Origin of the sequence: Gordonia asplenii, assembly GCF_012933505.1 — a bacterium.
Taxonomy (GTDB): Bacteria; Actinomycetota; Actinomycetes; order Mycobacteriales; family Mycobacteriaceae; genus Gordonia; species Gordonia asplenii.
Genome location: NZ_JABBNB010000010.1, coordinates 157,129 through 175,981, shown reverse-complemented (window position 1 = coordinate 175,981; position 18,853 = coordinate 157,129). Strand labels below are relative to the sequence as shown.

Annotated in this window: 19 protein-coding genes; 12 read left to right on the top strand and 7 right to left on the bottom strand. The window is 66.2% G+C overall.

The features are described 5' to 3' along the window. Positions 1–200 precede the first annotated feature (200 nt). A complete protein-coding gene (locus tag HH308_RS12045; RefSeq protein WP_170194444.1) occupies positions 201–1,979 on the bottom strand; it encodes an MFS transporter in 1,779 nt (592 codons plus the stop codon). Next, positions 1,976–2,452 (bottom strand): MarR family winged helix-turn-helix transcriptional regulator, encoded by a 477-nt coding sequence (locus tag HH308_RS12040; protein ID WP_170194443.1) that lies wholly within the window; start codon positions 2,450–2,452, stop codon positions 1,976–1,978. Before HH308_RS12040 ends, HH308_RS12045 begins: the two co-directional genes overlap by 4 nt. Positions 2,453–2,604: 152 nt before the next feature. On the opposite strand from HH308_RS12040, the gene HH308_RS12035 reads away from it, so the two are divergent. From HH308_RS12035 to HH308_RS12005, 7 genes are all read left to right on the top strand, one after another. Beyond that, entirely contained in the window at positions 2,605–3,273 is a 669-nt protein-coding gene (locus tag HH308_RS12035; protein WP_170194442.1) for an NAD(P)H-binding protein, read from the top strand. A gap of 29 nt (positions 3,274–3,302) precedes the next feature. After that, positions 3,303–4,406 carry an NADH:flavin oxidoreductase gene (locus tag HH308_RS12030; protein WP_170194441.1) on the top strand — a complete coding sequence of 368 codons (1,104 nt, stop codon included), beginning with the start codon at positions 3,303–3,305 and terminating at the stop codon, positions 4,404–4,406. Further along, the gene (locus tag HH308_RS12025; RefSeq protein ID WP_170194440.1) at positions 4,406–5,767 is read left to right on the top strand and encodes an FAD-binding oxidoreductase; all 1,362 of its coding nucleotides are present in this window, start codon (positions 4,406–4,408) and stop codon (positions 5,765–5,767) included. Before HH308_RS12030 ends, HH308_RS12025 begins: the two co-directional genes overlap by 1 nt. Continuing rightward, the gene (locus HH308_RS12020) at positions 5,764–6,099 is read left to right on the top strand and encodes an antibiotic biosynthesis monooxygenase family protein (RefSeq protein ID WP_170194439.1); all 336 of its coding nucleotides are present in this window, start codon (positions 5,764–5,766) and stop codon (positions 6,097–6,099) included. The genes HH308_RS12025 and HH308_RS12020 overlap by 4 nt, the downstream gene beginning before the upstream one ends. Before the next feature lie 62 nt (positions 6,100–6,161). Next, positions 6,162–7,493 carry an MFS transporter gene (locus HH308_RS12015; protein WP_170194438.1) on the top strand — a complete coding sequence of 444 codons (1,332 nt, stop codon included), beginning with the start codon at positions 6,162–6,164 and terminating at the stop codon, positions 7,491–7,493. Positions 7,494–7,601: 108 nt separating this feature from the next. Continuing rightward, a complete protein-coding gene (locus HH308_RS12010) occupies positions 7,602–9,197 on the top strand; it encodes a serine hydrolase (RefSeq protein WP_170194437.1) in 1,596 nt (531 codons plus the stop codon). Between the two features lie 479 nt (positions 9,198–9,676). Then, a complete protein-coding gene (locus tag HH308_RS12005; RefSeq protein WP_170194436.1) occupies positions 9,677–11,155 on the top strand; it encodes a flavin-containing monooxygenase in 1,479 nt (492 codons plus the stop codon). 17 nt (positions 11,156–11,172) lie between these two features. On the opposite strand, the gene HH308_RS12000 is transcribed toward HH308_RS12005, so the two are convergent. Further along, a complete protein-coding gene (locus tag HH308_RS12000; protein ID WP_170194435.1) occupies positions 11,173–11,796 on the bottom strand; it encodes a DUF1345 domain-containing protein in 624 nt (207 codons plus the stop codon). 9 nt (positions 11,797–11,805) lie between these two features. Beyond that, the gene (locus tag HH308_RS11995; RefSeq protein WP_170194434.1) at positions 11,806–12,540 is read right to left on the bottom strand and encodes an AraC family transcriptional regulator; all 735 of its coding nucleotides are present in this window, start codon (positions 12,538–12,540) and stop codon (positions 11,806–11,808) included. 115 nt (positions 12,541–12,655) lie between these two features. Between HH308_RS11995 and HH308_RS11990 the strand changes: the two genes are divergently transcribed. After that, positions 12,656–13,831, top strand: coding sequence for an MFS transporter (locus tag HH308_RS11990; protein WP_170194463.1), 1,176 nt, complete (start codon positions 12,656–12,658; stop codon positions 13,829–13,831). A 251-nt stretch (positions 13,832–14,082) separates the two neighbouring features. Here HH308_RS11990 and HH308_RS11985 read toward each other — a convergent pair whose 3' ends face one another. Next, positions 14,083–14,901 carry an SOS response-associated peptidase gene (locus tag HH308_RS11985; RefSeq protein ID WP_170194433.1) on the bottom strand — a complete coding sequence of 273 codons (819 nt, stop codon included), beginning with the start codon at positions 14,899–14,901 and terminating at the stop codon, positions 14,083–14,085. A 37-nt stretch (positions 14,902–14,938) separates the two neighbouring features. Beyond that, positions 14,939–15,421: a Cys-tRNA(Pro) deacylase gene (gene ybaK / locus HH308_RS11980; protein WP_170194432.1), complete on the bottom strand. Its 483-nt coding sequence runs from the start codon at positions 15,419–15,421 to the stop codon at positions 14,939–14,941. A gap of 140 nt (positions 15,422–15,561) precedes the next feature. Here ybaK and HH308_RS11975 point away from each other — a divergent pair, with 140 nt between their 5' ends. Together HH308_RS11975 and rsrA are read left to right on the top strand one after the other, a co-directional pair. Beyond that, on the top strand, positions 15,562–16,335 hold the full coding sequence (locus tag HH308_RS11975; RefSeq protein ID WP_211188413.1) for a sigma-70 family RNA polymerase sigma factor: 774 nt from the start codon (positions 15,562–15,564) through the stop codon (positions 16,333–16,335). Continuing rightward, entirely contained in the window at positions 16,332–16,655 is a 324-nt protein-coding gene (gene rsrA / locus HH308_RS11970; RefSeq protein ID WP_170194431.1) for a mycothiol system anti-sigma-R factor, read from the top strand. The genes HH308_RS11975 and rsrA overlap by 4 nt, the downstream gene beginning before the upstream one ends. A 105-nt stretch (positions 16,656–16,760) precedes the next feature. Here rsrA and HH308_RS30705 read toward each other — a convergent pair whose 3' ends face one another. Next, positions 16,761–16,835 carry a 50S ribosomal protein bL37 gene (locus HH308_RS30705; RefSeq protein WP_373279550.1) on the bottom strand — a complete coding sequence of 25 codons (75 nt, stop codon included), beginning with the start codon at positions 16,833–16,835 and terminating at the stop codon, positions 16,761–16,763. A 258-nt stretch (positions 16,836–17,093) separates the two neighbouring features. Here HH308_RS30705 and HH308_RS11965 point away from each other — a divergent pair, with 258 nt between their 5' ends. Together HH308_RS11965 and HH308_RS11960 are read left to right on the top strand one after the other, a co-directional pair. Beyond that, positions 17,094–17,330, top strand: coding sequence for a biotin/lipoyl-binding carrier protein (locus HH308_RS11965; RefSeq protein ID WP_170194430.1), 237 nt, complete (start codon positions 17,094–17,096; stop codon positions 17,328–17,330). A 28-nt stretch (positions 17,331–17,358) separates the two neighbouring features. Then, complete coding sequence (locus HH308_RS11960; protein ID WP_170194429.1) at positions 17,359–18,843, top strand: sensor histidine kinase; 1,485 nt, start codon at positions 17,359–17,361, stop codon at positions 18,841–18,843. Positions 18,844–18,853: the final 10 nt, after the last annotated feature.

Genomic DNA, 18,853 nt, shown 5'->3' with positions numbered 1-18,853 from the left:
AACATGGTGAATTGCGTGACGCAAGGAGGTTTGGTGAATCTATTGCGTTGCGATCTGGTTCAGTTCCTGCGCATCGCGCAGGTTATGGATGGATCGGCGACGGAGGCGGGAAAGAGAAACACCTCGTGGGCTCGGATTCACCTCGCATCCTGGAGAGGTCAATCCGAGCCCACGAGGTGAATCCTCGGGACGGCCGCGACTTACCGCGCTGTGGTCGGCTCGTCGATCAGCTCGCCCGGGCTCTCCATCGTGGCGTCCGCCGCGACCGCGGCCAGCTCCTCGCCGACGCTGTGTCGTTCGGCAGGTTCGGCTGACTTCGGCCGTCCGGTGAACAACGATGCCACCGCGCCGAGGATGCAGCACACGATTGCGAACGTGAAGGCCGCCGACAGGCCGTCGGCGAAGGGTGCCGAGATGAGGTGGGGAAAGAAGTCCAACCCGGTCAGGTGGGCCTGGTTGGCCGCGGGCAGCGAGTGCAGGCTGTGGCCGAGCAACTGCTGCACGGGGTTGTAGCCGAGGAACGCCGCGAACAGCACGGCGACCGCGGGCAGCGACGCGATCTCGTGAGCCTGCGCCGCGGGAACACCGTTGGCGGTCAGCCCCGTGCTCATCGTGCCCGGCAGGTTGTCGGCCAGACCGGCGATCATCAGCGAGAAGAACAGGCCGATGGACAGCACCATGGCTGCGTTCTGGAAGGTGGTCATCATGCCCGAGCCGGAGCCGCGCTGGTCGGCGGGCAGACTGTTCATCACTTCCGCGCGGTTCGGCGACGCGAACAGGCCCATGCCGATTCCGTTGAGCAGCAGGATGACCGCGAACGCGGGATAGGCGAAGTCGACGGGCAGGGCGATCAGCGCCGCGAAGGTTCCCGCGGTCAGCAGCATGCCGACGGTGGTGAACCACTTGGTGCCGAGGCGGTCGGACAGCGCACCCGACACCGGTGCGGACACCAGGAAGCCGATGGTCATCGGCACCATGTAGATGCCGGCCCACAGGGGAGTCTGCGAGAAGTCGTAGCCGTGCTGCGGAAGCCAGATGCCCTGCAGCCAGATGATCAGAATGAACTGGAGGCCACCGCGGCCGATCGACGCCATCAGGTTGGCAATGTTGCCGAAGAGGAACGACCGGTTCTTGAACAGTCCCAGACTGAACAGCGGGCTCTCGACGCGGGTCTCGATGATGACGAACGCGGTCAACACGATCAGTCCACCGATCAGGCAGGACAACACCATCGGGCTACTCCAGCCCATCTGCGACGTTCCGTGGGGCTGAATGCCGTAGGTGATTCCGACGAGCACCGCGACGAGGCCGATCGCGAACGTCGCGTTGCCCCACCAGTCCATCTTCGCGTGCTTGCGCACACCTGTATCGCGCAGCTTCAGGTACGCCCACACCGTTCCGATCACGCCGAACGGCACCGACACGAGGAAGATGTAGTGCCACTGCACCGGCGCCAGCACACCGCCGACGAGCAGGCCGAGGAAGGAGCCGGCGATGGCCGCGACGCCGTTGATGCCCAGCGCGAGACCACGCTGGTTCGCCGGGAAGGCGTCGGTGAGGATCGCCGACGAGTTGGCCATCAGGAATGCGCCGCCGACGCCCTGGATGACGCGCCAGAAGATCAGCCAGATGGCGGCCTCCGCGCCGTCGAACCAGGTGATGGCCAGCATGACCGACGACACCGTGAAGATGGCGAAGCCCATGTTGTACATGCGGGCGCGGCCGAACATGTCGCCGAGCCGCCCGAAGCTGACCACGAGCACCGCGGTCACCACGAGGAAGCCCATCATCATCCACAGCAGGTAGCTGGTGTTGCCGGGCTCGAGCGGATTGAGGTGGATGCCCTTGAAGATGTCGGGCAGCGCGATCAGCACGATCGATGAGTTGATGGTCGCGATCAGCATGCCCAGTGTGGTGTTGGACAGGGCGATCCACTTGTAGTGCGAGTCCGCGGGCGGTGCGGCTGAAGTCGTTGTCATGATTCCTCGTCGTTGTGTCGTGCGCGGCTGTCAGTGTCGGTGCAACGGTTTGTGGTCAGTGCTCGGGCAAGAATTTCCAGTCCCTCATGAACCCGGGCACGCTCTGCGTCGGACAGATCCGCGATGGCCGCGGACAAGACCTGAGCTTTGCGAGACCGGGCGTCGGTGATCAGTTCGACGCCGGCAGGCGTCGCGCTGAACAGTCGTGCGCGGCCGTCCTCGGGGTCGACGATGCGCCGCACGAAGCCGTCGTTCTCCAGTCCCGCCACCACACGCGACATCGTCGGAGCCGCGACGGACTCCCGGTCGGCGATGTCGCACAAGCGGAGCGGGGGATTGTTGACGATGGTCCACAACGCCGACGACGACCCCGCGCTCAGGCCACCCGTCCCGCTTGCGCGCAGTGAACGGCTGATCCGAACCAGGTTGTGATACAGGTGTGCGGCGCTCGACGGCTGAGGTGAGATCGTCATTTCGCTGCTTCCAATAGATGTTCGATGCAACCATTATTAGTTGCTGATAGCTAAGTAAACAATTCGTAAAGCCGAGCTGAGGAATGCCCGCCGGGTCTGACCGCGTTGCACCCACGAGTACGCAACCCCACGATTCGAGACGGAGCAGACCCATGACGAAAGTGGCCATCATCGGCGGACACGGCAAGATCGCGCTGAAGGCGGCGCGATTGTTGAGCGCTCGGGGCGACGCCGTGACGTCGATCATCCGCAACCCCGACCATTCCGCCGACATCGAGGCCACCGGCGCAGCGCCGCTCGTGCTCGACGTCGAGAACGCCGGTCCCGCCGAGCTCGCCGACGCGCTGCGCGGATTCGACGCCGTGGTCTGGTCGGCGGGGGCAGGCGGCGGCAACCCCGCACGTACCTACGCCGTGGATCGGGATGCCGCAATCGCCTCCTTTGCGGCCGCGACCACGGCGGGCGTACGCCGCTACGTCATGGTGTCGTATTTTGGAGCCGGTCCCGATCACGGTGTGCCAGAAGACAACTCGTTCTATCCATACGCCCAGGCGAAATCCGCTGCCGATGCCGCGTTGGAGCAGACTGACCTCGACTGGACCATCTTGCGGCCGAGCCGGCTCAGCGACGAGCCCGACGCCGGCTCCATCGCCGTCAACACCGCGGCACATCCGATCGACAAGGGCTCGGTCCGCCGATCCACCGTCGCCGAGGTGATCGCAGCAACTCTCGCGACACCCGCTACGGTCGGAGCAATCGTCGAATTCAACGACGGCCCGACTCCCGTCGCCGACGCTCTGGCCTCCTCCCGCTCCAACTGAACCGCCGACTCAACCGAAGGAACTCCCGCATGACCCACAGCTTCGCCGGACTGCTCGCCCCCTTCACCTCGCGGAATCTGACCCTGCGCAACCGCATCGTCATGGCGCCGATGACCCGGATGTTCTCACCGGGCGGTGTCCCCGGCGACGACGTCGCCGAGTATTACCGCAAGCGGGCCGCCGGTGGCGTCGGGCTGATCATCACCGAGGGCTCCTACATCCCCGACCCCGCCGTCGGGCCCGGTCGGCGCATCCCGCACCTGTACGGCGACGAGGCGGCGGCCGGATGGGCGAAGGTCGTCGAACAAGTTCATGCGGAGGGCGGGAAGATCGCACCGCAGCTGTGGCATCTCGGGATTGCCCGCGGCACCACGCCCAAGTTCAACCCCGACGTCGAGTCGGTCAGTCCCTCCGGACTCGCGCTCGACGGCACGCCTGCCGGGCGGGCACTGACCGCCGACGACATCGACAAGCTCATCGAGGCGTATGTCGCCGCGGCCCGGTTCGCGGTGGATGTCGGCTTCGACGCGCTGGAGTTACATGGCGCACACGGCTACCTGCTCGACCAATTCCTATGGCGCGCAACCAATCGGCGCACCGACGAGTGGGGTGAGCCGACCGCGTTCCCGACCGCGGTGGTCCGCGCCATCCGTGCCGCCGTCGGCCCCGACTTTCCCGTGATCTATCGCTTCTCGCAGTGGAAGTCCAACCAGTACGACGCCCGAATCGCCGACACGCCAGGCGAATTGGGAGAGATCGTCACCGCGCTCACCGAGGCGGGCGTCGACATCCTGCACGCCTCGACCCGGCGCTTCGGCGACGTCGCCTTCCCCGACGCCGACGAGCACCTGACCCTCGCGGGCTGGACCCGCAAACTGTCGTCGGTCCCGACGATCACGGTCGGATCGGTGGGCCTCGACAAGGTCTTCGCCGACCGTGCCGGGGTCGGGATGACGGCGGCGCGCACGGCCGGAATCGATTCGCTGCTCACCGGATTCGACGACGAGCAGTTCGACCTCGTCGCGATCGGACGCGCGTTGCTCTCCGACCCCGACTGGGTGCACAAGCACGAGCAGGGCCGCGCCGACGACATCGTCGACTACGACGTCTCCTTCCAAGCCCGGCTGGTCTGATGTCCGACGGGGCGCTGACCGCGTTGCAGGCGATCGTCGGTGCCCCGCATGTGCTCACCGACCCCGACACCACCGCCCGGTACCTGACCGACTGGACCGGGCGCCGAACCGGCCGGGCGTCGGCGGTAGTACGACCCGCGACTACTGATCAGGTCAGCGATGTCGTGAAAGCCTGTGCGGTGCACGGACTCTCGATCTGCCCGCAAGGCGGCAACACCGGACTGGTCGGGGGATCGGTCCCGCCCGACGACGACGCGCCGCGCATCGTGTTGAGCACCACGCGGCTGTCCGACGTCGAGGCGGTCGATGAAATCGACCGCTGCATAGCTGTCGGGGCGGGTGTCACCGTCGCCGAAATCGCCCGGCGCGCAGCGAAAGTCGGGTTGACGTTCGGCATCGACCTCGCCTCCCGGGACAGCGCAACCGCGGGCGGGATCGTCGCGACGAACGCGGGTGGCATCCACATGATCCGCCACGGCGACGCGCGGGCTCAGGTCCGGGGAGTCGAGGCGGTGCTGGCCGACGGAACCGTCCTTCGACGCTGGAAACGCGTCGTCAAGGACAACGTCGGCTACGACCTACCCGGACTGCTCGCCGGCAGCGAGGGAACCCTCGCCGTCATCACCCGCGTGCTGTTCGCGCTGCGGACGCCGGCGGCGTCGAGCTTCGTTCTGGTAGCGGCGCTCGACGCCGTGCCCGTCGCGTTCGACCTCCTTCGCGGGCTGGAGAATTCGGGACTTCGGATAGAGGCCGCCGAACTCATGACGTCGGCCGGCGTCGAACTCCTTCACGAGCGCGGCCACCGCAGGCCGACCGAGGCCCGTGCAAGGTACTACGTTCTGGTCGAGGTCGCGGGGCCCGCAGACCTGGAATCGCTTGTGGTGCAGACCGTTTCCGACGTCGCGGGCATCGTGGACACGGTGGGTGAGCCTGCGCCGGCCCGCGCACTGTGGGAGATCCGCGAGGGGCACACCGGCGCGATCGCGGCGTCGTCGACGACGGTTCCGGTCAAGCTGGACGTCTCGCTGCCGCGGGCGAGTATGCCGCAGGCGCTGGAATCGCTTGCCGCACTGGGGCAAGCGCAGACCTACGACTGCCGCACTATCTTCTTCGGCCACATCGGCGACGGCAACATCCATCTCAACTACCTCGACGTGCCGGCGCCGGCGCAGACCGAATTGGCCGACGCCGCACTGCAACTCGTCGTCGATGCCGGCGGGAGCGTGAGCGCCGAGCACGGTATCGGCCGGGACAAGGTGCGGTGGATGTCGACCCGCGACCCGGCCGACGTCGCCGCGATGAAGGCCATCCGAGCCGCGCTCGACCCGCACGAGCGTCTCAACCCGGGAGTGCTGTGGTGACGGACTTTCCGGACGACCGATTCGAAACACCCTATTACGCAGTGATTTTCAGCTCGCTGCGCACGCTGGGCGACGACGGATACGCCCAGACGGCGCAGCGGATGGAATTGGCGGCCACCATGCCGGGTTACCTCGGCGTCGAGTCCGCTCGCGGCGTCGGGGAGGATGCGCCGGGCATCACCGTCTCGTATTGGCAGACCCTCGACGACGTCGCCCACTGGAAGAGGCAAGCCGAACACCTCGTCGCGCAGCGCAACGGCAGGCAACGGTGGTATTCGTCCTACCGGGTGCGCGTCGCGAGAGTCGAGCGCGACTACGGTTTCGACACCTGACCTTAGAATCATCCTGATCGCAGCCCTGTCGCCGCCCCGCCTGGCTCCCTAGCATCACGCGAATGACTGTGACCGAAGCGCCGCCCCACCCGGCGTCGACGATCGGCAAGCGCCACGTGCCCGATCGTCGTCGACTCCGCAACGTCGTGCTGGCCAGCCTGCTCGGAGCGACCGTCGAGTGGTATGACTTCTTCCTTTATGCCACCGCGGCCAGTCTGGTGTTCAAACACGTCTTCTACCCCGATGCGAGCGCGTTCGTCGGGACCATGCTGGCCTTCGCCACCTTCGCGGTGGGCTTCGTCGTGCGCCCGATCGGCGGGGTGATCTTCGGGCATGTCGGCGACCGGATCGGCCGCAAGCGGACTCTCGCGGTCACCATGGTGCTGATGGGCGCCGCGACCGCGCTCATGGGCGCATTGCCGTCGGCCGCTCAGATCGGCGTCGCGGCGCCGATCCTGTTGCTGGTGCTGCGGATCGTGCAGGGATTCGCGCTCGGCGGCGAATGGGCCGGTGCGGTCCTGCTTGCCGTCGAGCACAGCCCGGCCCGGCGTCGGGGCCTGTTCGGCAGCATTCCCCAGATCGGGCTGGCCGCCGGATTGGCCTTGGGGACACTGGTTTTCGCGCTGCTGCAGATGATCTTCGACGACGCCGCGTTTCAGTCGTACGGGTGGCGCATCGCCTTTGCGCTGAGCATCGTGCTGGTGGTGATCGGCTTCGTCGTACGACTCAAAGTCGAGGAGACCCCTGAGTTCGCGGAAGTCGATCGACTGGCGCAGAAGTCGTCGGCTCCGCTGAAAGACGTGATCACGCCGCCGAATACGCGTAACACGCTGTTGGGGCTGCTGGCCCGCTGGGGTGAGGGCGCCGCGTTCAACACCTGGGGAGTCTTCGCGATCACCTACGCGACCGGCGCGTTGCACCTCGCGAAAGTACCGGTCCTGGTGTCGGTGAGCATCGCCGCGATCGTGATGGCCGTCCTGCTCCCGGCGTCGGGTCTGCTTGCAGATCGGTTCGGGCCCAAGCGGATCTACCTGATCGGCATCGCCGCCTACGGACTGCTCGTCTATCCGGTGTTCGCGCTGTTCGGCACCGCGAATCTGGTGTGGCTGACCGTGGGGTTGGTACTCGTCTTCGGCATCGTGCACGCGCTGTTCTACGGCGCCCAGGGGACACTGTTCGCCAGCCTGTTCCCCACGCCGGTCCGCTACACCGGATTGTCGGTGGTCTATCAGTTCTCGGGTATCTGGGCGTCGGGTCTGACGCCGCTGATTCTGACCGCACTCATCGGCGTCGACGACGGCAGGCCCTGGCTCGCCTGTGCGTATCTCGTTGCGACGGCAGCGATCAGCGTCGCGGCCACCGCGGCGATTCGCAATCGAGATCTGCATCTTTAGGGCCGTACGTGGCCTGAACGAACTCATTTTCGTCGGTCCGTAGCGGCGGCGGCGTCGCGGGTTCTACTGTGATTTCGGGCGAATCTCGGGGAATCCGTGAGGAGAACGATGAACAGGCGAGTCGCAGCTGTGGCGGTCCTCAGTGTCGGCGTCCTTGTCGCTGGATGTGGCAATGGCTCGTCGTCGTCGACGCCGGAGTTCAGCGTCGGGTCGACGCCCCCGCCCGCGGTCGCGAGTATCCCCACCGACTCGGCCCGCATCGACGACGCCGTGCGGCAGCTACCTGATTTGGCGCGAAAGATGTTGCAGTCCACCGGAGTTCCCGGCATGGCGATAGCGGTGGTACACGACGGCAAGACGGTCTACACCGGCGGATTCGGCGTCAAAGACAATCGTCGGCCCGATAGTTCGGTCGACGCCGACACCGTGTTCCAGATCGCGTCACTGTCCAAGGCGGTGTCGGCGACGGTGGTCGCCGGACGGGCCGGCACCCAGGGGATCGATTGGACGATGCCGGTGGCCGCCGGCGTCGATTCGTTCACGCTCGCCGACCCGTATGTGTCCACGCATGTGACGGTGGCCGACATGTTCAGTCACCGGTCGGGGTTGCCCGACCACGCGGGCGACGATCTGGAGGTCATCGGCTACGACCGTGCCGAGATTCTGCGGCGGCTGCGGTATCTGCCGCTCGTGCCGTTGCGCACCGAGGAGCTCTACACGAACTTCGGGCTCACCGCGGCCGCGCAGGCCGTCGCGAACAAGGCCGGCAAGGATTGGGAAACCCTCAGTGCCGAAACGATTTTCGGGCCGCTGGGAATGTCGTCGTCGAGCATGCGCTATGCCGACTACCTCAGCCGGACCAACCGCGCGCTCCTGCACGCGAAGGTCGACGGGAAGTTCGCGCCGCTGGCCCAGCGCGACGCCGACGCGCAGGCGCCCGCGGGTGGCGTCAGCGCCAGTGTCAACGATCTGGCGAAGTGGATGACGATGGTGCTCGACGACGGGAAATATCAAGGGCGCCAGATCGTTTCGTCGGATGCATTGCTCGCGGCGATGACACCGCAGATGGCGTTGCCGTCCGGACGCGCCGACTTCCGGCCCAGCGCAACGGGTTTCGGGTTCAACATCTCCAGCGACCCGTCGGGGCGGACGATGCTGAACCATTCGGGCGCATTCACCACCGGCGCGGCGACCAACTACCAGATCGTCCCCGGGATGAATCTCGGCATCGTGGTGCTGACGAACGGAGCGCCGGTGGGTGCTGCCGAAGCGGTGGCCAAAGATTTCACCGACCTGGCGCAGTACGGCAGGCTGACCGCCGATTGGTTCGCGCAATTCCAGCAGCTCATCGACCCGACGAACGCGCCGGAGGGCGAGCTGGTGGGCAAGAAGCCGCCGGCGAACGCGGCAGCGGCCAAGCCGCTCAACACCTACGCGGGCACCTATGCCAATCAATACTTCGGTCCGCTGACCATCAAGGCCGACGGCACGAAACTCACGCTGTCGATCGGGCCGAAGAATCAAACCTACGACCTTTCGCATTTCGACGGCGACACGTTCACCTTCATACCGCGCGGCGAGACGGCGAACCCCGGCACTATCTCGCAGGTGAAGTTCACCGTGACCGGCGACACTTCACCATCGGTGTGGGTGGAGTTCTTCGATCGCAATAAGCAAGGGACGTTCACCCGATCGGCTCCGTGACGCGCGAACGATCTGCGGTGACAGTGTCACTCCCCGAGTGCGCAGCCGGGTCCGTAACCTCGCTCCGCGAGTGCGCAAGCGAGGCCGTAACTTCGCTCCCGAGTGCCGAAGTGAGGCCGTAACTTCGCTCCCGAGTGCCGAAGTGAGGCCGTAACCTGGCTCCCCGAGTGCCGAAGCGAGGAACGAGCTTCGGTGTAACGAGGGGTCGGTGAGCCGAAGATCTAAGGTGGGGAACGAATAATCGGAGCGCACCCGTTGCTCCCCGAGCACCGCAACGAGGCGCCGTGCTTACCAAGCGACGAGCAGAGGCAAACGAGCGGTTACGCGCCACGGTCCCACAGAAGGACGATTCCGTCCGTCCCCACCGTGTCCTCGGCGTCGAGCCACCGAACGGTGATGGCGGATAGAGCCACACGGTGTAACGTTGTTCACACATTATGTGTGACGCCGAGTCACACCATCAGTGGGGAGTCGATCTCATGGAACCTGACTACGACGCCATCATCGTCGGTGCCGGCTTCGGCGGAATGGGTGCTGCCATCGAACTCAAGCGGCTCGGGCACGGCAACATCGCCATACTGGAGCGCGAGGACGATCTCGGCGGCACCTGGCATGTCAACCACTATCCGGGCCTAGCGGTCGACATTCCGTCGGTCACGTACTCCTACTCGTTCGAGCCCAATCCGCGATGGTCGCAGCTGTTCGCGCCGGGTGGTGAACTCAAGCAGTACGCCACCGACGTCGCCGCGAAGTATGACCTCAAACGTCACATGGAGTTCGGCACCGTCGTCGACGGTGCGGTCTGGGACGACGACGCCCAGCTGTGGCGGGTCACCACGCACGACGGTGTGTCGCGGACCGCGCGCTACCTCGTCACCGCGACGGGTTTCCTGTCTCAGCCGCACGTCCCGGACTTTCCCGGCATCGGCGATTTCGCCGGCGACATCATCCACACGACCGCGTGGCCGGACGGTCGGGATTTCACCGGCGAGCGTGTCGCGATCGTCGGTACCGGCGCCACCGCGGTTCAGTTGATTCCCGAACTGGCCAAGCAGGCGTTGGAACTCACCGTGTTTCAGCGCACGCCGATCTGGGTGGTCCCCAAGGTGCAACTGTCGATCCCGCCGCAGGTTCGGGAGCTGTTCGCGCGGGTTCCGTTAACGCAGAAGGCGGCTCGGCTGGTGTCGGGGTCGGTCCTGGAAGTCTTGATGGTTACCGGTGTGCTGCATTTCAAGCAGTTCAAACTCGGCAACAAGGGTGCCGCGCTGCTGGCGAAGGCACATCTGCGCAACCAGGTCGGTGACCCGCAGACTCGTCGGAAGCTCACGCCCACATACGATTTCGGCTGCAAGCGGCCGACCTTCTCCAACACCTACTACCCGGTGTTCAATCAACCCAACACACACCTGGAGACGAGCTCGATCGTCCGCGTGGAGCCCGACGGCATCGTCACCGAGGCCGGCAAGATCGCTGTCGATACGTTGGTGCTGGCCACCGGCTTCGACCTGTGGGACACCAACTTTCCGGCCATCGAGGTGATCGGCAGGGAGGGGCTCAATCTCGGAAAGTGGTGGCGGGAGAAGCGATTCCAGGCCTACGAGGGCATCACCGTCCCCAAGTTTCCGAACTTTCTGTCGTTGAACAGTCCGTATTCCTACAGCGGGCTGTCGTATTTCACGACCATCGAAGGCCAGATGAAGCACATGGGCCGCCTGTTCGGCGAACTCGCCCGTCGCGGCAAGACCACGTTCGAAGTGACCGAGGAGGCCAACGCGGCCTTCCTCGACGACGCCACCGAACGACTCGACTCGTCGGTGTTCTATAGCGGCGACTGTGCGTCGTCGCGCAGCTACTACTTCAACAAGTCGGGTGAGGCGACGCTGCTACGGCCGCGTTCGACGGCGTCGACGCTGCGTGAGATGGGCCGGTTCCCGCTCGACGACTACTCCTACCGCTGATCGTCGGGCTGCGAAAGCTACAGTCCTGCAACGAGATTCACGAGAAGCGCGACGATCACCGTGCCGAAGAGATAGCTCAGCAAGGCGTGCGCGAGGGCGGGGCGGCGCATCTTCGACGAACTCAAATCGGTGTCGGAGATCGCGAAGCTCATCCCGACCGTGAACCCGATGTAGGCGAAGTCGGAGTAGGTCGGCGGGGTTTCCTGATGGAAGTCCACCCCGCCGACCGGGTCGGTGAAGTAGATCCGCGCATAGTGCACGGCGAAGATCGTGTGGATGGCCGCCCAGGACATGATCACGCTGGCGAGGGTGGATACCACGAGACTCGTGTGATCCTTGTGGCCGAGCACGAAGACGACTCCGCCGAGGCTCACCATGGCTAAGACGATCACCGCGATCATGGTGACGCCGTGGGTCGGTTCTTCCCGCGATGCGTGCGCGGCCGTCGCTTCGGTGCCCATCGAGTAGAGCATGCCCCAGGTCCACAGGACGAAGATCGCCGCGCCGATCGCCCACCCGGCGAGTGGGACGTCGACGGAGGTAGTGACCCGCAGAACGACCGTCACGGCTACCCCGATGACGACGCTGACGATGAGCCGGGCGAGTCCGGCGATCTCGCCGCGCTGATAGTGCAATGCCATGTCGGGAGGCTACGCCCGGGCACCTGGGGAGTGGCTGAAGGCGCGGCGGTAGACGTCGATGAACGCGCTCGGCGTAGCCCACCCGCAGACGGTGGCGACGTCGGTGACGGTGCGGCCCTCGGCGAGAGCGATGAGCGCTCGATGCAGCCGCGCCTGCGTTCGCCATTGTGGGTAGGTCATGCCGAACTCGTTGCGGAACAGTCGGCTCAGGGTGCGTTCGCCCGCGCCGACCATGTGACCGAGTTCGGCCAGCGAGTGGACCCGGGACAGATCGTCGACGACGATGGCGCACGCGTTCGCCAGCCGCGGGTCACGAGCGACCGGCAGTCGCAACGCGGCGTCGGGGGATCGGCGCAGTCGGTCAACGAGCACGGCGACGAGTCGACTGGTCTCCTCGTCGGGGCGGGTCGCCGGCAGCGAGCACTCGATGATCAACTCGCGCAGCAGCGGTGTGACCGCGACGACGACCGGTCCGTCACTGTTGAACGGGTCGAGGGCCGGATTGATTGCCACGCAATGGAATTCGGTACGACCGTAGAAGCGGTGCCCGTGGTTTGCGAAGGCGGGGATCCAGATCGCGCGGTCGGGCGGCGTGACCCACGTCCCGGCGTCGGTGGTGACCGCGATGATGCCGCTGCTCGGATAGATCAGCTGATGACGGTCGTGCCGGTGCGGCGCGATGCGACTGCCACCGGCATGGCTGCGGCGGCTCGTCACCTCGTCGACGAGGTCGCTGGTGGTCATTGGTGCATTCTTGGGAGATTGGCGGATTATCGATACTTTTGGTCAGAATAGCGGAAGTGCGCATGCCGGTCGGCTGCCTACCGTGGATGACGTGGAACTCAGTACATGGAATCGCATGCGACACTGGATGATCGCCCATGCCGTCGACGACTTTTACCAGGGGCTGGTGCCCGCGTCGATCCCGTTCTTCGTCCTCGACCGCGGGTACAGCTATACCGCCGCAGCGGGCCTGGCACTCGCCGCGACGTTAGGGTCGTCGTTGCCGCAGCCGTTGACCGGTGTGATTGCGGATCGACGGCCGATGTTGTGGCTTGCACCGGCGGGCTTGGCGCTGGCCGGGATCGCCGCGGGACTGTCCGGGCTGGTGCCCGCGTATGCGGTGGTGTGGCTGCTCCTGCTGCTGTCGGGCCTGGGAGTCGCGGCATTCCACCCGGCCGCCGGCCGGGACGCGCGGCGCGACGCCGGGGGAAGTGCGGCTGCGATGAGCCTGTTCGCCGCGGGCGGTAGCATCGGGTTCTTTTTGGCGCCTGCTCTGGTGACGCCGGCGCTCGTCACGCTGGGCATCGGTGCGACCGCACTGTTCATTCCGCCGGCTGTTCTGATGGCGTTCGTGTTGTCGCGACACCAGCAGCGGCGGCGGGTGGCCGCGCACGCGGCGGCAGCGCCCGCCGGACCCGACCGGTGGGTGGCGTTCTCGCTGTTGACCTCCCTGGAAGTGGTCCGGTCGATCGTGTTCTTTGGGATGAACACTTTCATCGCGCTCTTCTGGATCGGCCACCACGGTGCGTCGCCGAGCGTAGGTGGGGTGGCGCTGACCGCATTCCTCGGCGGTGGAGTGCTGGGTACGCTGCTCGGGGGCCGCCTCGCCGACCGGTGGGGCGAAGTGCGTGTGATTCGAATCGGCTCTGCCGCAGCGATTCCCGCCCTGGCATTGGTGCGATTCACGCCGAACATGTGGATCGGTCTGGTGTGCGCGCTGGTCGCCGGGGTGGCGGTGAATGTGCCGTTCGCGGTGCTGGTGAAACTGGGCCAGGACTATCTGCCGGCGCGGCCGGGAACCGCCGCGGGCGTCACGTTGGGGCTCGCGGTGACGATCGGCGGAATGTTCGCGCCGCTGCTCGGGGCGATCGCGGATCGGTGGGGCACCGCGACCGTGCTCGGCGTGTTGTGTGTGGTGCCGGTCGTGGCATTCGCGCTGAGTCTGGCGTTGCCGCAGCCGCGACGCCAACAGCCGTCCGGACCTCGATCAGCTGCCGCTGCCAGTGGTGGTTCTGACCGTAGCCGCGGGTGACGTCCAGCGGTCTCCGTATTGATATCTTGCGCGCACCCTGCTTCGCCGCATCCTGCTGGTTGAGCGAGGCGAAGCCGAGTCGAAACCACTGTGACGCTGGGTGTTTCGTCATTGCCCGGCCGGTGGGGTTTCGACTCGCTCCGCTCGCTCAACCAGCTGAGAGAGGGCCCACCATCGGTGGACCCAGGCTTGACCTCGGCTCAACCGGCAGAGGAAAGCAACGTCATACAACTCTTTAGTGCGACACCCTACTAACCGGCCGGCGTCAGCAGCTCCGGACCGTTGTTCGACACTCGATTGACCAGCGGCGACACCTCGCGGATGTCGATCGCCTCGGCGAGAGCCAGTGCCGGGGCGTCGAACAGTTCCGGCGGCGCCGGAGCGTCGGGGGTGAGCCAGGCGTCCCACTCCTCGAACGGCATGATCAGCGGCATGCGGTCGTGGATATCGGTGAGCGGGCCGACCGAATCGGTGGTCAGGATGGTCGCACTGAGCAGGGGAGCGGCGTCGGGGCCCGCGTTGCGTGGGCGCCACACCGACCACAGTCCCGCCATGAACAGGCGGGTACCGTCGCGCGGCGACATGTAGTAGGGGACCTTCGCGGGCTTCGACGACCCGGGAACCTCGACCTTGCGCCACTCGTACCATCCATCCATCGGGATGAGGCAGCGCTTGGACTTGACCGACCCGCGAAATGACGCTTTCTCGCCGACGCTCTCCGCCCGCGCGTTGAACAACGATCCCTTGCCGATCTCCTTCGCCCAGGACGGCACGAGTCCCCAGCGCATCGCGCGGATCCGCATGGTGGGGTCGTCATCGGGATGGTCGTGGGAGTGGCGCGCGACGACCGTCATGATCGTCGTGGTGGGTGCGACGTTGTAGTTGGGGAAGGCGGGGCGGGGCTTGGGATCGTCGGCGGGGGCGCCGTCGAGCGTGAGCTGCGCGTCGGCGGTGCCCGTATCCGGGGCGTCGAGGTCGGCGGCCGGCTCCGGTGGCGGCACTTCGTTGACGGCGTCGATCTCAGCGGCCAGTTTCGCCGGGTCCGTGGTCACTGCATAACGTCCGCACATGGGTCCATGCTGTCACGGACCACCGACATCGGATGGCTCACACAGCGATGTCGGCGACGACGGCGTCGGTGGCGGCGATGAGGTCGTCGGGGGCCAGGGCGATCTCAAGTCCGCGTCGGCCCGCGCTGCAGAGGATCGTCGGCCAGGTCCGTGCCGACGAATCGATCACCGTCGGCAACGCGGTGCGTTGCCCGAGTGGTGACACCCCGCCGAGCACATAACCGGTCGAGCGGGTCACCACTTGTTTGTCGGCCATCACGGCCTTCGACGCACCGAGCGCGGCAGCGGCCGCTTTGAGTGAGAGTTGTTGGGGCACAGGAACAATCGCGACCGCGAGGTTCCCGCCGACGTCGACTACGAGGGTCTTGAAGATCTGCGCGGCCACCACGCCGAGCGTCGGGCCCAAGGCATCGACGGCTTCGGCGCCGTAGTCGGTCGAGCGGGGGTCGTGCCGATACCTGTGTACCTGGTGGTCGATGCCGGCCTTGGACAGAGCGGCGATCGCGGGAGTAGCTGCCATGACCGCAACAGTCTGCCACGTCGTCCGGCCGGGTCGTCCCCAGCCGGTCGCGTTCGAGAACGGGACGCGGGAACAATCGGCGCGGGAGATGGCGTTATCCCAGGCGAACGAACCGCAGCGTCAACAGGAGAGGGCACGTAATGACAGTGGCAGCGGCAACGCGGAGTACGGCGGTGTCCGGCGAGGTCTTCGGGTCGGTAAACTTGCCGGACATCGTTACACCTCCGCTGCGAGCATCTGCCGGGCGGAGCACCGCGACCGAAGGGATCGTAGTGACCGAACCCGCCCCCGCCACCGAGGCGCCGGAGCCCGCCGAAACCGACGAGGAACGCTCCGCCCGCTTCGAACGCGACGCATTGCCGTTGCTCGACCAGATGTACGGCGCTGCACTCCGAATGACCCGCAATCCGGCCGACGCCGAGGATCTCGTGCAGGAGACCTACATCAAGGCGTTCTCGGCGTTCAAGTCGTTCCGCGAAGGCACCAACCTCAAGGCGTGGTTGTACCGGATCCTCACGAACACCTACATCAACGGCTACCGCAAGAAGCAGCGTCAGCCTGCGCAGTATCCGACCGACGAGATCACCGACTGGCAGCTCGCCGCGAACGCGGAACACAGCTCCACCGGTCTGCGTTCGGCCGAGATCGAGGCGCTCGACGCCCTGCCCGACGATGACATCAAGAATGCGCTGCAAGCGCTCCCGGAAGAGTTCCGGATGGCGGTGTACTACGCCGACGTCGAGGGACTCCCTTACAAAGAGATAGCCGAGATCATGGATACACCGATTGGAACCGTCATGTCGCGACTGCATCGCGGCCGACGTCAACTGCGTGAACTGCTGGCCGACGTGGCCGCCGAGCGTGGATTCAATCGGGCCGCCCGCAACACCTCGACGTCGGGGGCGACCCGATGACCGCGGGACAGGGCGCCGACGCCGATCCGGCGGTACCGGCAGCAGACCCGACCTTCACCCAGATCGACTGCTCGACGGTGATCGCCGACGTCTGGCTGCTCCTGGACAACGAATGCGATCCGGGCGCGCGCAGCAGGCTGCAGGGCCACCTCGACCGGTGCCCGTCGTGCCTGGAACGCTATGGCATCGAAAAGGATCTCAAAGCGCTGATCAACCGCAAGTGCGGTGGCGACCTGGCGCCCAAGGGCCTGCGTGAGCGGCTCACGATCGAGATCCGCAAGACCGTCATCGTGCACGAGCAGCGGTTGTCGGACGGTTAGTCCGCGTCGACCGCGCGACCGCCGCAGCAACCAAAAACACCCGGGGCCGCGAACTCTCGTTCGCCGGTCACCCGGGTGTTGCTGTCTGACTCAACTGTTCGCGAGTCAGGAGTTAGGCCGCCGGCCGTGGTTGGCTGCGTTCTTCTTACGAGCACGCTTCTTGCGTCCGCGCTTACCCATGATGGGCCTCCTTCGTGTTCAGTGCCGGTCCATTCTTCCACGTGAGGTACCGCGGAGCGAAAACGAGCCGCACGAACGACGGGCTCCGACCTCCCTCGCCGACGGCGTTCGTCGGGCCGTCGCATGCGCAGCAGACCTGGACGCATCGCCGTCCGGCTCGTAACCCGGCGGGAGCGTATTCGGCACCACGACCGATTGCTACTGGTCAGTACCGGTGTGGAATCGTTTTCCGGGCGGTTCGTGGGTTAACTTAGGTGCATGGCAGATCAGAATTCTTCGGCGCCCGAGGATGTCGTCGCCGAGATCGTCGCGAGTGTGCTCGAGGTTCGTGCGGCCGCCGGACAGGCGGTCGAAGTGGGCGACACGCTGGTACTGCTGGAGTCGATGAAGATGGAGATTCCGGTCGTGGCCGAGGACGCGGGGACACTCGCCGAGGTCAAGGTGGCGGTCGGCGACGTGATCCAGGCGGGGGATGTCATCGCTGTCTACCGCTGACCCGCCGAGCCGTCGACAGGTGCGCTAGATGTCGACTCTCGCAGATCTCCTTGCCGCGCACACCGCGCTCACCGACGAGGGAGCAGGACACCTCCAGCGCCTCGTCGCCGAATGGCAACTCCTCGCCGACCTCTCCTTCGCCGACTTGTTGATGTCGGTGCGCACGGTCGGCTCCGACGCCGAGAACACCCGGGTGCTGACCGTCGCGCAGTGCCGACCCAACACGGCCTCGACCGTATTACCCCGCGACGAGGTCGGCACCCTGCTCGACGGCGGGCGATCCGAAGCACTCGACGCCGTGTTCGCCGGTCGACCGGCGAGGGATTCGGTGACCGCCGGCGGTGTCACCGTCGGGCTGCAGTTGTGGCCGATCGGATTCGACGGCGAAGTGATCGCTGTACTGACCCGAGCGGTGGACGCGGGCGCGCCGAGTCCGCCGTCGCCGCTAGAAGCGGCGTACAGCGATTGCGCCAACGACCTCTGTCAGATGGTCAGCGACGGCAGTTTCCCGCTCGTCGAGGGCAATCCGACCGGTCTATCGACGCCGCGAGCCGGCGACGGGTTCATCCGGCTCGATCCCGACGGCGCGGTCGCCTACGCCAGTCCGAACGCACTGTCCGCGTTTCACCGCATGGGCTACAGCGCGGAATTGTCGGGGACGCTGCTGGCCGATGTCATCACGGGTTTGTTGACCGATGCCTTCGAAGCGCAAGACGCCGCGCACATGCTGCGGATCGCGGTCGGACAGCGCGAGCCCGACGTCGACGTCGCGATGCGGATGGAAGTCGACGCCCGGCGCGCGACGGTCCTGTTGCGTGCGGTGCCGCTGCGCCCGGCGTCGAAGACCACCGGCGCGGTGGTGCTCATCCGCGACGTCACCGAGGTCAAGCGCCGTGATCTGGCGTTGATCAGCAAAGACGCCACCATCCGGGAGATCCACCACCGGGTCAAGAACAACCTGCAGAGCGTCTCGGCACTGTTGCGGTTGCAAGCGCGACGGACGTCTTATCCGGAGGCGCGCACCGCGCTCACCGAGGCCGATCGCCGGGTGGCGTCGATCGCCTTGGTACACGAATTGCTCTCCGGCAGCGTCGACGAGGAAGTGGATCTCGACGAGGTCGTCGACCGGCTGATGCCGACCCTGCTCGACGCCGCGGGCGGCACTCATACCCGGGTCCGTCGTCGCGGACGGCTCGGAGTGCTACCCGCCGAGCTGGCGATGCCGCTGGTCATGGTGTTGTCGGAGCTGATTCAGAACTCCGTCGAGCACGGTATGTCGGGCGACGACGGGGGAGCCATCACCATCACCGGCAGCCGGGACATGCGTCGCCTGAAGGTGTCGATCAGCGACGACGGGCAGGGGCTGCCCCAGGGTTTCGACATGCTCGCCTCGGAGCGGTTGGGTCTGCAGATCGTGCGCACGCTGGTCGAGATCGATCTCGGCGGCGCGCTGGAACTCGGTGCGGGCACTGGTGGCGGCACCCGCGCGACCGTGACCGTGCCGGTCAGGTAGGCGCGAAAGA